The following is a 13627-nucleotide window of genomic DNA, read 5'->3' as shown; positions in this document are numbered from 1 at the left end:
CCGCTGTGGCCCGCCCAGCGGCCGTTCTCGATGCGTCGTCATTCACACTCATCGGGGAGGCCTTGCGCTACAACAGTTTTCCTTCCGGCCACAGCATCACGGTGTTCGCGGCGGCCGCGGCGGTTCTCGCTACTTTGCTGCCATCGCCGCGCACGAGCCGCGCCAGACTGCTGCTCGCTGCCGGTGTGACGGTTGCGCTGATGATCGCGCTCTCGCGCGTCGCGGTGGGCGCGCATTGGCTGGCCGATGTATTGGCTGGTGGCGCAGGCGGTTGGCTCGCCGGACTGAGCGGTGCCGCTCTGGCCCGCCGGACCGGTTGGTGGCGCTGGCTCCTGGTCGGAAAGGGGCGCCAGGCAGCCGGCGCGTTCCTCTGTGTGTGGGGTTTGCTGCTGCTGCTTCAGGCGCATCGGGCGAACGGCAACGCAGCCATCCTGGCACTGTCCGGGTTGTGCGGCCTTGTTGCCGGGTTCGCGCTGTTGATCCGCCGCCCCAACCAGGCGGCGGCCGGAACCTGCCGCGGAACATCTCTTCAACGGCCGTCTGACTGAGGTGCGCCGATGGCGTAGATGTCCAGTCGCTTGGCATACACACCGCCGCGCATGTCGAAGGCGCCCATCACGCTGTGGAAGATATTGGCCTGGGAGTGCGCGGTGCCGCGCGCCAGGCGTGCCTCGTCTATTTGCTTGCGACGCTTGAAGGATTCAGACATCCAGACAAGGAACGGCACCTCCTTCTGGACGTCAGGTGCCAACGCGATCGGCGTGCCGTGCAGGTAGAGGCCGTTCTCGCCGAGCGACTCGCCATGATCAGAGATATAGAGCAGGGTCGAGGGGATGCCGTCCAGTCCTTGCAGCAGCCGGATCGCGCGCGCCACAACGTGATCGGTGTAGAGGATCGTGTTGTCGTAGGCATTGACGAGTGATTCGGGGGTGCAGCGATCGAGCTCGACCGACTTGCACACCGGCCGAAAGACCTCAAAAGACGGCGGGACCTTGGCGGCGTATGCAGGGCCGTGGCTGCCGCTCTGATGCAGTACGACGAAGACCTTGCCGCGCTGCGAGCTCCGTATCCGCTGCTCCAGCCCTTGCAGCAGCAGGTCGTCCTGCGTACAAAGGCTTCCGACGCAGCCCGCCTCCAGATCTTTCGCGCGCTCATAGCTCGCCACGCGCATGGGTGGCTCACCCCAATTGTTGCTGCGCCAGAACACGTCGATGCCATGACGCTGCAGGTAACTGGGCAGCAGCTCCTTGGAGCCGGCCAGCCGCAAACCCGGGTCGTCGTGCGAAAGAATGCAAAGCACCGCTTCCGTGGTGTAGGTGGCGCAGGCTGAGGTGTTCGACAGGGCCACGGCACCTGAGACTGCCAGCTGCGGATTCGTCGCACGCCCATAGCCGTACAACGAAAAGTTTCGGGCCCGCGCCGATTCGCCGATCACGAGCATCACGACCGTTTTTTCGTCACTGCCGAAAGTGGCGTCGGGCAGGGGATCCGCTTGCCGCTCAGCCGCCCACTTTGCCGTTTGGTACCGTGCGAGATTGATCGTGTACGACCATGGCAGGATCATTCCGCCGAGTGACCGCGCGTGTTTGTCGATCCATAGCCAGGTGCTTGAAGCAGCATAGATCCAGCCCAGGCCGCCCACCACCGCCACCAGCGCGAATACGGCAAGGCGGACGCGGCGCACGGGGCGCAAGTCAATCCGAGCTAAAAGCACGCATGGAACCAGCCCGAAGACGGCCACGTAGAGCAGCAGCTTTGGATGCCATAGAGACCAAGCCTCGGCCAAGTCGGTGTTCACCACGTTCCCCATCATGGTTTTGTCCAGCAGCACACCGTACGTCTGGATGAAATACAGCGCGCAAGCGTTCAGGATGGCGCCAGCCATGCACAGCGGTTTGAGCAGTCGTTGCGAGACGAGGCCGGCAAGCGCCAGCAGGGTGGCGGTGACGAACGCCACTACCACATAGAGCGTCCCCAAGGTCAATGCGCCGCTGAAGCTGAGCGTGTCTTGCCTTGCGGCCGCATAACCGTACAGGGGAGCCTGATAAATCGCCGCGTTGAGCAGCGCGATTATCGCGACCAGCAGCACGGCATCAGGGCGCGGCCGACGAGCCGCGGCCCGTAGCGTCCTGGTAAGGTGCCCCCGGGTGGGCGTCGCGGGCTCTGAACTCTGAGTCATGACTTCAGGAAACTTTCCAGGCTGATGTTCAACCCCACGATTTAGGCCACAAAAACATGCGCCCTCAGCGGCATCTTTGATGCGGGGGCCTGTATCCCTTGCTGTGATGGTGAAATTAAAGCAAAGAGAGCAGATGGCAAGAATACAGGGGCACGCTACGACCGCGCAACGCACTTCCTGGGTGGTAGGACGGCATCCCGAAATTGCGAAGAGCTGGCGGTAGCGCGTTTACTCAGCCGTTGCGCCCGACGGTATCAGGACCTGACCCCCGGCGTGCCGCCGCCTGCGGATCGTGCCCATGAATCGTGGCCTCCAGTTTCCTCACGGCCCGCCAGGCGGCCGGCCCCGACAGCATGAACAGGACGGCGGCGAGACCGAGGTACAACCACCCCAGCATGGTCAGCGAAGCGATGGCCTTGGCGGCATCCGCGCGATAGACAAAGGCGAGAACGATCTGGACCGAAAAGAGGGCCGCCAGCACGACTGCCGATAGCAGGCTGAAGCGCAACCGGAGCAACAAGGCCACTCCAAATAGCGACTGTGCCGCGGTGAGAAAAAATTCCTCGTGCTGCCGCGCGTCCAGCGGCAACGACGTAATCGCTCCGGCGCCGACGCTCATCGCCAGCGGCAGCATGCCCACCAGCAGGGTCCACTGGTTGATCTTGTCGCTGATCATGGTTGTGAGCCCGCCCTCGGCGCGCCCTGAAAGGACGAACAGGACGGCGATGACGACTGCCGGCGCCTCGCTCGCCAAGGGTGCAAGCCACTGGATCAGCAGGACGATGGCTGCTTTTTGTCCTTGGCGCGATCGTGTTCGCTGTGTTCATGCTGCATTCTTGTTTCGCCCTTCGGTGCGTCCTCGGCAGCGTAGCTTTCCTTGCCGGCGACTTCAAAGGGAAGGCAATCATGCGGTCGCACGTCGTCATCCGTTTTGATCACGCTGATGCTGCCGTCCAACTCCAAAATTGCGAACGCCACGTCGCATAGGCGAATGATCCCCTGCTTGCGAATCGCGGCCAATAGGTCGTTGTCTGAAACATCGAATTTTCTCATCATCTCTTTTTCGACCTTGCCCTCCTGCACCAGCAGTACCGGACTGCCTTCGAGAACTGCGCGCACTTTCACATTTCGCGAGGTAGCGCGATTCAACAGCGAGCTGAGAATAACGAGAATCGCTGCTCCAGCGGCCGCGCCCAGCACCGAGTTGTCGTTGCCTATCATCGCGCTTTTGCACGACGTTGGAAATCATCAGGACAATCAGGAAATCGAAAACGGTTGCGCTGGCCATCTCGCGCTTGTTGGCAAGCCGGAAAATCAGCAACAGCACGAGGTAAACCAATAGCGGGCGCACGAGCTTCTCCGCCCACGACAACTCGGGGAGCAGCATCTGGCGCCATGGGATCGCGAAGAACGTGTCCGTCATACCATCTCCTCAGCCCACTGCGGTGTCATGGCAATGTGACTTGTTGCACTCCCGCTGCTGCGACTTCGACAGGGTAACGCGCGCGGCCGCGTGGTTACCCACCAGACACTCAGCGCAGCACCGTCCGCGAAGGACACCGTACAGCAGTGGCTGGCCCTTTTAGGATGCGGCGGGCTTTCCGCACCCCGGGCAAAACTTTGCCGCGGGCGGCACGTCGGCGCTGCACGCGGCGCATTTTGTCGCCGTCTGGGCAACCCCGCACTGCGGGCAAAAGCGCGTGCCTGCCGTCACGAACGTGCCGCACTTTGCGCATGCTGCCCCGGGCGGCGCAGGCGGGGCGCCGTAATTGCCGGGCGGCATTCCGCCCGGCGGGGGACCGCCGTAGTTGCCGTAGCCGCCATGGTGCCCGCCGCCGTGGCCACCACCGTGGCCGCCGCCCTGATGGCCGCCCATCATTCCACGCAGGTGATCAAAAAATCCCATGAGGACACTCCTTGCAAACGCATCTAACCGAAGAGAAATGACCGGGTGGCCGGGTCGATTCCCCTGAATGTAACCTGCCCGGCAGTTCGAACAGGGTAAGGCGGCGTTCTTTTGGCTCCTGTCCTACGTGTCCGGCGCGAATGGGCACGCAACAGACGGAGAACACCGTTGTCACTCGCGCTTCCAATGCTGCCATGCGGTATCCACCGCAAAGGCGATGCACCAGGCTACGAGCGCCGTCCAAAGGGTATGACTCATAAAGTGCGCACCCCGCAACTGCTGGGCGAGCCCGAGCAAGAGGCCGCTCGCCAGCGAGGCCTGCAACCAAATGCGCGCTGTTCGGGGCGCGACGTTCCGGAAAACAAAGTAGCCTCCGATAAAGGCGAAGCCGGCCGAGGCGTGTCCCGCAGGAAAGCAATGTCCGCCGCCCCCATCGGCCACTGCGCTCCAGTGCGGCACGTAGGGCAACCATCCTCCGAAAAGCTTCAGATCCCAAGGGCAACTAGTAAGGCTGAGCCACTTCAAGGCCGAGACGGACAGCGACACCAGTGGGGTTGTCACAGCCAACTGCACGCGGGACTGCCAATTGAGCTGGCGCAGTGGTCCCACTGGCCACAAGACCGCCAAGGCCAACCCCGCAGACAGCACCCATGCCGCGCGGCGGCCACCTGTGTGGAGTACCTGAGTCAAGAACCAATGGTCGCGAAGCGGAAATCGTTCGGCGCCCCCCATGGCGCGTGCGAGCGCGACGTCGAGTGAGGTCGCATCCAAGAGCATCAAGCCCGCGAGGACCAGGCCGGTTATGAAAAGCAATGACCGGTCGGACCGGGGCGCAGCAGCCATGGCCGCGATTCTGCACCGCGCGACTGAAGAACAGCAGAGTTGCCGCTGCAGGGCGTCTCGGCTGTGGAGTGCGTGAGGCGCAATCGCGGGCGTGCACCGTCGCGTTATGCTAGCGAACCATGCCACTGCAGATACTGGCCCGTCAATGAACGCTGCTTGAACAAAGATCCCGATGAATTCTGAAGAAACCGAGCTAGATCTCGGCAAAGCGGCTGATGCCGTCGTCGGCGTCACCGCCGATGATGACGGTGACCTGACCGACATGCTGGGAGAGCTGCGTGTGTTGCTTCCCAGTGCCCAGTTGCTGTCGGCCTTTCTCATCACCGTGCCGTTCAACAGCGGCTTCGCCAATATCGTCGCTTCGGAGAAGACGGTTTTTCTCGCGACATTCACCCTGTCTATCTTGAGCCTGGTGCTGCTCAGTGCACCGGCGGTGCAGCACCGGGTCATCCGCCCGCTGACCGACCGCGCCGGTTTCAAACGCTTGGCAACGCGGCAGATCGTCGTGGGGGCGGTTTTGCTCGCGATGGCACTTACGTTGGCGACACAATTGGTGCTTTCCACCGTGTTCGGTCACGGGGTCGGAATCGTGTTCGCCACCCTCACCGGGGGGCTGTTGCTTCTTCTATGGTGGGTGCTGCCGAAAGTGTTGCGAGCCAAAGGGCACATGTGACGCAGGACAAAGCCTGAGCCAAATCTCGGGTACCCTGTGATTGGCAACCGGCTATTAGATCAATCGCTGCGCTTCAAGGAGAGCACCATAAACGGCAAACTCACACTCAACTTAGAAAAATCGGCCAGCGTCCTGCGCCTCGCGCTCGACAAGGCCGGCGTGGTCGCAAACGTCAAGGCGGAGACCGCTGCGATTATCGATGTCTCGGGCTCTTTCGAGCACGAGCACGAAGAGGGCACGACCAGCCTCCTCCTTGAGCGGCTCGTGCCGTACTGCGTCGTGCTTGACCCGGACCGGAAGATGGATGTCTTCACTTTCAGTTCGGGCGAACCCAGTGCGCACTACGTGGGTAGCGTCACGCCGGAGGATGCCCAAGGCTACGTCACGCGCAACATCGTTGAGCGGGTTCCCGGCTGGAACGGCGGCACGACTTACAGCTTCGTGATCGAACGAGCGCTGGAGCACTTTGGCTGGAAGGAATGCGAGGAGGCGCACCAGACGCCGCAGGGCAAGGGTTTCCTGTGGCGGCTCTTCAACTCGCCAACGCACGAACATGGGCACGGGACGCCCCACACTCACGAGAAAAAGCGCTCCCTGGTGCTCTTCATCACGGACGGCGAGAACGAAAAGAACGACGAAGACCGCACCACCCGCGTGCTCGAGGAGTCCCAGCGGCGTGGCGACCAGGTCTACTTCCTCTTCATAGGGGCCTGCGAAGACCGGAACGTCAAGTTCGAGTTCGTCAAGACGATCGCCAGCCGTTTCAGGAACACCGGGTTGGTGGTCATCCGCGACCTGGAAGCCTTCGTCGCTCAGTCGGACGAAGAGCTCAACGCGGCCCTGCTCGGGCCGGAGCTGCTGGAGTGGCTGAAGTCCTGAGAGAGACGATATAGCGCCTGCGTCGCCACCTCCGCTCGACGCGACAGAAGGGCTTTCGGATCACGGCAACTGCGCGGGCAGTCCTACATCGCCGAGCGGTGACATCTGCGATAGTTGCCTCATGCACTGGCGTCATGCGAAAGATCATGTCATGAGACTCACGCGGATTGCTCCTGGCGTCTTGCTGGCGCATCTTGCCTTGGGCGCCAGCTTGGCACACGCGACAGAGCAAATTCTCTATAAGTCTGTTCTGCCAGATGGCACCGTGTCGTATTCGGACAAACCGATTCCGGGTACCCGCGCGGAGCCATTAGCGGTCGAACCGCACCCGGCCAATCCCAAGGCAGCTCAGGCTGCCGAAATTTCGGCAGTCAAGCGCCGAGAACAAATGCTGCGCGACTTCGATGCCCGAGCGGCGCGCGCCGCTGAGTTGGATCAGCACATTCCCGTGGCAGCGTCCGTGGCCGAACAGGCCCGAGAACTGGCCCGGCGAGGAGCAGCGGTGCAGGAGGGTGATCGCCAGGGGCGACGGCTCACGTCCGAATACTTCCGTCGTCAGCAGCTCTTGCAGACCGCGCAAGCACAGGCGGAAGTGCGATTGGACGCATTGGTGCAGCAACGGGCGGCTCTCCAGCCCTAGTCAGAACACCATTGCGGCGGCGGTCGGTAACGTCCTACGCGCAAACGCGCACATCCCCGACAGCTATCCGACGTGGTAGAGCCCTCCAATGAAAGTAATCGGGCCTTTTGTCCGCCAAGGAGTTGCAATGAAATTGCTTATAGCCCTGTTGGCCGTTGCGGGCCTTTCCGGTTGCGTCGCCTATGGCGGCGGCGCCTCATACGGAGCCGGCGCTCATTACGACAACTCGCCCTACTACAGCGGCGGCTACTACCGCAGCCAGCCGTACTACGACGGCGGCACCTATCGGCGCGACACCGACCGCGAGGGCCACCGCGACCAGCGCGACCAGCGCGACCAGCGCGATCGTGATGGGGACGGAGTGCCCAACCGCCGCGATGCGTATCCGAACGATCCCTATCGCCGCTGACCTATCCACGCGAGCCCAGTCAACTTTGCCACCAGAAGGCCCCCAAAATGAACCACAAGCTAATCTCACTCGTCGCCGCCTGCCTTGCCGTGGGCAGTACCGCTGCGCTCGCACTGACCAACGACGAGCACAAGGCCGAGATGGAAAAGGTCGAAGCCACCGCCAAGGCAGACAAGAAGGCCTGCGCAGCGATGAAGGACAACGCCCGGGACATCTGCAAGGCCGAAGCTAAAGGCAGGGAGAAGATCGCCAAGGCCGAGCTGGAGCAGCGCTTCAGGCCTAGCCCGAAGAACGAGGCCGATGTGAAGTCCGCCAAGGCAAATGCCACCTATGACGTGGCCAAGGAAAAGTGCGAGGACCAGAAGGGCGCCGCCCAAGCCACCTGCAAGAAGGCGGCGAAGGCAGCGCACGAGTCCGCCAAGGCCGACATGAAGGCAGAAAAGAAGGCCGAGAAGGCCGTACCTGCGAAGGCGGCTAACGCGAACAAGGGCTAGCGACTGGGTCTCAGGAGGCGGCGGTAGGCGCCGCTTGCGGAACCACGGCGCCGACGGAATGCACACCTTCGAATGCGAGCAAGCGCAGCGCGTTGACGACCACGAGTAACGTCGATCCTTCGTGGAACAGAACAGCCGTGCCAATGTTCAGCCCAAAGATGGTTGCCGGGATCAGCACGGCCACAACCCCCAAACTCACCCACAAGTTTTGGCGGATCACCCGCGCCGTGCGCCGCGACAGCGCGACCGCGAAAGGCAACTGGCTCAGGTCGTCGGCCATCAGCGCCACGTCCGCGGTCTCCAGCGCCACATCTGAGCCGGCCGCGCCCATTGCGATGCCCACGGTCGCGTTCGCCATGGCGGGCGCATCGTTGACCCCATCGCCCACCATCGCGACCCTTCCCTTCTCCAGCAACTTCTTGATGGCATCCACCTTGTGTTCCGGCATCAGGTCACCCTGCGCTTCGGTAAGGCCGACGCTCAGCGCCACGGCTTCGGCAACGCGCTGGTTGTCGCCAGAGATCATGATCAGGCGCTCGATTCCGAGCTCCTTAAGGGCTCGCATCACGCAGGCTGCGGCCGGCCGGGGCGTATCCATGACGCCGAGCACACCCAGGTAGCGCTCTCCCAGGCGCACGACCATGGTCGTGCGTCCCTGGGCGATGAGCGCCTCGTTGGCGCGAGCCACCTCCGGCGGCATTGGCGCCCCGCCGATCTCTGAGAACATGGCGGCCTTGCCCACATGCAACATTTCCCCGGCAACTCGTGCCGATACGCCCCGCCCCGTTATGCTCTGCACCGATTCGACGCCGGGTTCGGGGCTGCCTGAAGTCAGTCGCTTTTGTGCGCCTTCGACTATGGCGGAGGCCAGCGGATGGTCGCTGTGCCGCTCCACCGCCACCGCGACCGTCAGCAACTCCGATTCGCTCGAACCGGGGCCGGCAACCACGTCCGTCAGCCGGGGCTTGCCTTCCGTGAGCGTCCCCGTCTTGTCGAACGCAATCGCCGTCAGGGTGCCCAGGTTCTCCAAAGGGCCGCCGCCTTTGACCAGCACGCCGCTGCGCCCGGCGCGAGCCACGCCGCTCAGCACGGCACTAGGCACCGAAATCGCCAGCGCGCAGGGGCTTGCCGCCACGAGCACGGCCATGGCCCGGTAGAAAGTGGTGCTGAACGGCTCGTCGATGACGAAGCCGGCGAACAGCAGAAGAACCACGCCAATGAGGATGACGGGAACGAAAATCCGTTCGAACTTGTCGGTGAAATTCTGCGTGGGTGAGCGCTGCGTCTGAGCTTCGGTGACCAGCTTGACAACGCGTGCCATCGTGGACTCCGTCGAGGCACGGGCCACCATGACTTCGATAGCGCCGGGTCCATTGATCGTGCCTGCGAACACCTTGTGCAGTGCGGCAACCTTCTCGAACGCCCGCAACGCCGCCTGTGGATCGTCGACCGGCCGCTTGTCCACGGGCACGCTTTCACCGGTGACGGGGGCCTGGTTCACGCTTGACTCGCCACGCACCACGAAGCCGTCGGCGGGCAGCCGCTCGTTCGGCTTGACGAGCACCACGTCGCCCACTACGAGTTGCGCCACCGCGACCTGTTCCGTGCTGCCGTCGGGCCGTTTCACCAGCGCAGTTTCGGGCGCGAGCTTGGCCAGCGCTTCAATCGCCTTGCGTGCCCGCCCCATGGCGTAATGTTCCAGCGAGTGGCCAAGACTGAACAGGAACAGGAGCAGGCCTCCTTCGGCCCATTGACCGAGTGCGGCTGCGCCCGCGGCGGCAACGAGCATCAGCGTGTCGATCTCGAAGCGCTTCGCGCGGATGTTCTCGATCGCCTCTTTAAGCGTGTAGTAGCCGCCGAAGACATACGCGGCGACGTAAAAGCCCTTGCTGACGAGTTCGGGCGCGAGGTCGCGCCACGCAAGCAGCCAGCCGATGAGCACCATGAGGCCCGCCAGCAACGCAAAGATCAATTCGGACTTTTCTCCGAAGGGCCCGCCATGGTCATGGGCATGGCCCGCGCCGGCGTGATCCGCATGGTCGTGGTCATGGTCCTTCCCGTCGGCATGGTCATCGTGACCGTGCTCGGCATGCGCATGACCCTGGTGCGGCGTTGGCGCGTCATCGTGCGCATGGCCGCCCTCATGCGCACGGCCGTCGTGCGAATGCACGCCTTCACCGTGTTTCGCCGGGGCCGAGCTCGCTGGCTTCAGGGGAAGCCCAAGCATTTCGAGTTCGGACCTGACCTTCGCTTCATCGACCAGCGACCGGTCGAATTCGATGCGAACGGAACCCGTGGTTGAAACTTCCGCCTCGACCACGCCCTGGAGTGCGGAGATCTTGTCGCTCAGGCGCCTCGCGGCGCGCGCGTGCTGGGTCGATGTGTGGAACGCCAGATGCGCGAAGCGTTCGCCCAGCTCGGCGCCCGATGAGGCAGCGAGTTCGCGCACACGCTGCAGCGAGATCGTGTCGGGCCGGTAGTGAATGCACAACTGAGGCGGCTGCGAACCCCCGGCGTTGGCGACATGCACCTCACTGATGCCGTTGCGACCTGAGAGCAGCGAGATGAGCCGCGCCACGCACAGGTCCTTGACATCTTCCACGCCGGATAGAAGGACGGGAATGTCGAGGCGGATTTTTTCGGCTTTGGCCATGGGTGCACTCCAGTTTTTCTTGTCAAGCTGCTGGGCTACTTTGCAGCTCCAGCTGTTGTGAACAGTGGATTATGAGGTCGCGAGTTATCGCAGTCGGGCCCGCCGAGGGCCCCACAGCAGACAAGCTCGTGGGTAAGATCGGCTGCCGGGCCAAACCCGACAACGTACTGCGAAGCACCACAATGAGAAAGTTTCTTGTCCTGCTGGCCATTGCTATTGCCGCGATTGTCCCGGCCGCCATCTTCCGGATCAGCGGATGGCGCCCCAATGCTGTCGTGGACACGGCCGTGTTCGGCCTCGCCGTGCTGGCGGCCGGCTTCATGCTCTCGTGGGGCGCCGAAGCCGCAGAGAAGCGCATTTCGCAGGGCCTCATACTGGCTCTCGTCGCACTCATCACAGTCCTGCCCGAGTATGCAGTCGACATGTACTACGCGTACCAGGCTGGCAAGGCGCCTGAGTCGAACTATGTGCACTACGCCGCGGCCAATATGACAGGCGCCAACCGGCTGCTGGTCGGCGTGGCGTGGCCTCTCATGGTGTTCCTTCATTGGTGGCGCACCCGCAAGCGCACCATCGAACTGGCAAGCGTGAACGTGCTGGAAGTGGGTTTCCTATTGGTGGCCAGCGTCTACGCATTTTCGATCGTCCTGAAGAACCGCATCAATCTGGTTGACACGGTCATTCTGGTCCTGATTTTCGGCACCTATCTTTGGTTCACGAGCCGGCTGCCGAAGGTGGAAACGGGCCTCGAAGCCGACGATGAGCCCGGCCCGGCCGCGGCGCTGTCGGAGCTCTCGCCTCGAAAGCAGTGGGCCTGGATGGCCGGGCTTGCGATCGTCGCCGCGGGCGTGATCCTGGCGGCAGCCGAGCCGTTCGCTGAATCCATCGTCGCCTCAGGGCGCATCCTGGGCATCGACGAGTTCCTGCTGATCCAGTGGCTTGCACCCTTGGCGAGCGAGGCGCCGGCAGTCGTCATCGCCATCCTGTTCGTCCTTTCAGGGCGCGCCGAGGGCGGGCTCACAACTATGATCAGCGACAAGATCAACCAGTGGACCCTGCTGGTGGGCATGCTGCCGCTGGCGATGAGCGTCGGCGCCGGAGCGATTGCGTCGTTGCCGCTGGACGCGCGGCAGCACGAGGAATTTTTTCTGACCGCGGCACAGTCGCTATTTGGAGTGGCTTTGTTGCTCCGGTTGCGCTTCAGCCTGCTATCGGCAGTCGTGCTGGCGGCCCTCTTTTCGGTCCAGATCGTTCTCGCCTTTGTCTATCGTGCGGATGCCGCCAAGGCCATCGCTTCGCTGACCATGCTGGGGTGGTTGTACCTCGGTCTCGCCGCCGTCCTGTTCATGCTGTCGGGGCCGGCCGCCTGGCGGGCCGTGAGGAAACTGGAGGCCACGATTCATGGGCACGATCCGCAGGCGGCGGCACGCCGGGGGTCAGGTCCTGATACCGTCGGGCGCAACGGCTGAGTAAACGCGCTACCGCCAGCTCTTCGCAATTTCGGGATGCCGTCCTACCACCCAGGAAGTGCGGTAGCGCTAAGGTTGGCCCTTCAATCCAAGGAGCAAATCATGGCCAATCAACCCGCCGAGAAACCCGGCCCCCATCATCCGCACCAAGGCCACGTTCCAGGTGATCTGGATCCCCAAGGCCATCGCGACAAAAGCGCTCCACCAACAGGCACGACGGAGGAGCCTGGCGCCCATCATCCGCACGAGGGCCACAAACCCGGGGACCTGGACCCGCACGGACACCGCGATACGTCGGGCGGACAACAGAGGAAGTAAGCTGCTTACGCAGCACTTGAGCGAGGCGGCGAGTCCGCCTCGTTGCGTTTCAGGATGGCACGTAGATCAGTGCCGTCATTCTCAGGCTGAGATCGAACCGATCCGCCTGAAAGCGGACCCGGTCCCCGTCGCGCCTGCCAATCAGCCACTTCGCCTCAACGAACCTGAAGGTCGTCGTCCCGGCCCGAAGGTGCAGATAGGGAATGGCATCGTGCTGCAGGGTGATCTTGCCTGCCTCGTGATCGATCTTGACGATCCGGCCAGAGATGAAGTCGCTGGCGGAAGGCTCAGCGATGCACGCCGCGGTCGCAACCAGCGCCAGTCCAAATCCCACAACCCATTTGCGGCGCGTCAAATGCAAGGTATCCATGGCTAAGTTCCCCCGTTGCGACAGGCCGCGAGCACGTCTCGAGAGTCGCTCGGAAAGGGGTTTTTGTCTGCTCGTCACGTGCCATCGCATGGTACAGCCCTTTTCGCCGAGGGACTCCCCAGTTGCACAGGCATTGCCGCTACGCTAGCCGCCGTCGCGGTCTCACCGCGCAGGCGCACTCCTACAGCTGAGGCACAGTTGAGCGATGTTGAAAACAAAGCGATTCGCTCCAAGTCTATTTTCTCGTGCAATACCAAGGCCAGGAAAAAGCCCACCAAAGCAGCCGCATAGCGCCCGGCACATCCGGATGCTTCGAGCTTGGCAATGGCACGGGTACTCGCCCAATGAGCAATATTGCCAATCCAAGAAATAGCCAAGCAGTCGACAGGAGTTGGACGATCGCCTTGAAGTTGTCGTCGATCACCCGCATGACCAATACACCGGCGAGGACATCCGCCAGCTGCGCTTCATTTGCTTGTGCCGGGCGATGGACATGTCGCTCGAAGAGGTTCGAACACTGCTGAGCTTGGCTTTGCGCAGGAAAGCGGATTGCCGGACAGCGAACATTGCTCTTGATGAGCACATTGGCCATGTCCGCACGAGACTGACGGAACTCAAGGGGCTGCTCGCCGATTTGACCGATCTGCGCGGCCGGTGCGATGGCCTCGGAACCAAGTGCCGGATTGTCGAAGCGTTGCACAGCAGGGCCGATGCGCTTCCTGCCGCAGGGGCTCGTACAAAGCCGCATAGGCATGTCTGAGGCAGGGTAAGAGAGGCGCACCGGAACGCCCCCC

General features: G+C 62.9%; 15 protein-coding genes. 7 read left to right on the top strand and 8 right to left on the bottom strand.

Features of this window, described 5'->3' with window-relative positions; all coding sequences use genetic code 11:
* A partial coding sequence (locus NFX52_RS25940; protein ID WP_156358842.1) for a phosphatase PAP2 family protein occupies window positions 1-548 on the top strand: 548 nt, incomplete at its 5' end.
* Here the strand turns inward: NFX52_RS25940 and eptA are convergent.
* The 5 genes from eptA to NFX52_RS25915 all read right to left on the bottom strand — a co-directional run bounded on the left by eptA (window position 530) and on the right by NFX52_RS25915 (window position 4928).
* Window positions 530-2089 (bottom strand): phosphoethanolamine--lipid A transferase EptA, encoded by a 1560-nt coding sequence (gene eptA / locus NFX52_RS25935; protein ID WP_067513285.1) that lies wholly within the window; start codon window positions 2087-2089, stop codon window positions 530-532. The two genes, NFX52_RS25940 and eptA, sit on opposite strands and share 19 nt — an antisense overlap.
* Before the next feature lie 322 nt (window positions 2090-2411).
* On the bottom strand, window positions 2412-2933 hold the full coding sequence (locus tag NFX52_RS25930; protein ID WP_019575430.1) for a hypothetical protein: 522 nt from the start codon (window positions 2931-2933) through the stop codon (window positions 2412-2414).
* Between the two features lie 17 nt (window positions 2934-2950).
* Window positions 2951-3400, bottom strand: a complete 450-nt coding sequence (locus NFX52_RS25925) for a DUF421 domain-containing protein (protein ID WP_233250417.1) — start codon at window positions 3398-3400, stop codon at window positions 2951-2953.
* 361 nt (window positions 3401-3761) lie between these two features.
* Window positions 3762-3962, bottom strand: coding sequence for a zinc ribbon domain-containing protein (locus tag NFX52_RS25920; RefSeq protein ID WP_233250418.1), 201 nt, complete (start codon window positions 3960-3962; stop codon window positions 3762-3764).
* Window positions 3963-4256: 294 nt separating this feature from the next.
* A complete protein-coding gene (locus NFX52_RS25915; protein WP_055401549.1) occupies window positions 4257-4928 on the bottom strand; it encodes a phosphatase PAP2 family protein in 672 nt (223 codons plus the stop codon).
* Between the two features lie 172 nt (window positions 4929-5100).
* Here NFX52_RS25915 and NFX52_RS25910 point away from each other — a divergent pair, with 172 nt between their 5' ends.
* From NFX52_RS25910 to NFX52_RS25890, 5 genes are all read left to right on the top strand, one after another.
* Window positions 5101-5601: a DUF6328 family protein gene (locus NFX52_RS25910; RefSeq protein WP_011805128.1), complete on the top strand. Its 501-nt coding sequence runs from the start codon at window positions 5101-5103 to the stop codon at window positions 5599-5601.
* 36 nt (window positions 5602-5637) lie between these two features.
* On the top strand, window positions 5638-6480 hold the full coding sequence (locus tag NFX52_RS25905; RefSeq protein WP_011805129.1) for a vWA domain-containing protein: 843 nt from the start codon (window positions 5638-5640) through the stop codon (window positions 6478-6480).
* A gap of 151 nt (window positions 6481-6631) precedes the next feature.
* Window positions 6632-7120, top strand: a complete 489-nt coding sequence (locus NFX52_RS25900; RefSeq protein ID WP_055401547.1) for a DUF4124 domain-containing protein — start codon at window positions 6632-6634, stop codon at window positions 7118-7120.
* Window positions 7121-7247: 127 nt separating this feature from the next.
* The gene (locus NFX52_RS25895; RefSeq protein ID WP_055401545.1) at window positions 7248-7529 is read left to right on the top strand and encodes a hypothetical protein; all 282 of its coding nucleotides are present in this window, start codon (window positions 7248-7250) and stop codon (window positions 7527-7529) included.
* A 47-nt stretch (window positions 7530-7576) separates the two neighbouring features.
* On the top strand, window positions 7577-8023 hold the full coding sequence (locus tag NFX52_RS25890; protein WP_055401543.1) for a hypothetical protein: 447 nt from the start codon (window positions 7577-7579) through the stop codon (window positions 8021-8023).
* 10 nt (window positions 8024-8033) lie between these two features.
* Here the strand turns inward: NFX52_RS25890 and NFX52_RS25885 are convergent, their stop codons facing one another.
* Entirely contained in the window at window positions 8034-10676 is a 2643-nt protein-coding gene (locus tag NFX52_RS25885) for a heavy metal translocating P-type ATPase (protein WP_055401541.1), read from the bottom strand.
* A gap of 128 nt (window positions 10677-10804) precedes the next feature.
* Here NFX52_RS25885 and NFX52_RS25880 point away from each other — a divergent pair, with 128 nt between their 5' ends.
* Window positions 10805-12145, top strand: coding sequence for a calcium:cation antiporter family protein (locus NFX52_RS25880; protein ID WP_238385738.1), 1341 nt, complete (start codon window positions 10805-10807; stop codon window positions 12143-12145).
* A gap of 367 nt (window positions 12146-12512) precedes the next feature.
* Here NFX52_RS25880 and NFX52_RS25875 read toward each other — a convergent pair whose 3' ends face one another.
* Window positions 12513-12833: a copper-binding protein gene (locus NFX52_RS25875; protein ID WP_067513095.1), complete on the bottom strand. Its 321-nt coding sequence runs from the start codon at window positions 12831-12833 to the stop codon at window positions 12513-12515.
* A gap of 235 nt (window positions 12834-13068) precedes the next feature.
* Window positions 13069-13627, bottom strand: a 559-nt coding sequence (locus NFX52_RS31340; RefSeq protein ID WP_435301298.1) for a hypothetical protein, incomplete at its 5' end; no start/stop codon positions are given.

Source organism: Acidovorax facilis (genome assembly GCF_023913775.1).
Taxonomy (GTDB): Bacteria; Pseudomonadota; Gammaproteobacteria; order Burkholderiales; family Burkholderiaceae_C; genus Acidovorax; species Acidovorax facilis.
The sequence above is the reverse complement of the archived record's forward strand: the minus strand, read 5'-3'. Positions and strand labels throughout refer to the sequence as shown.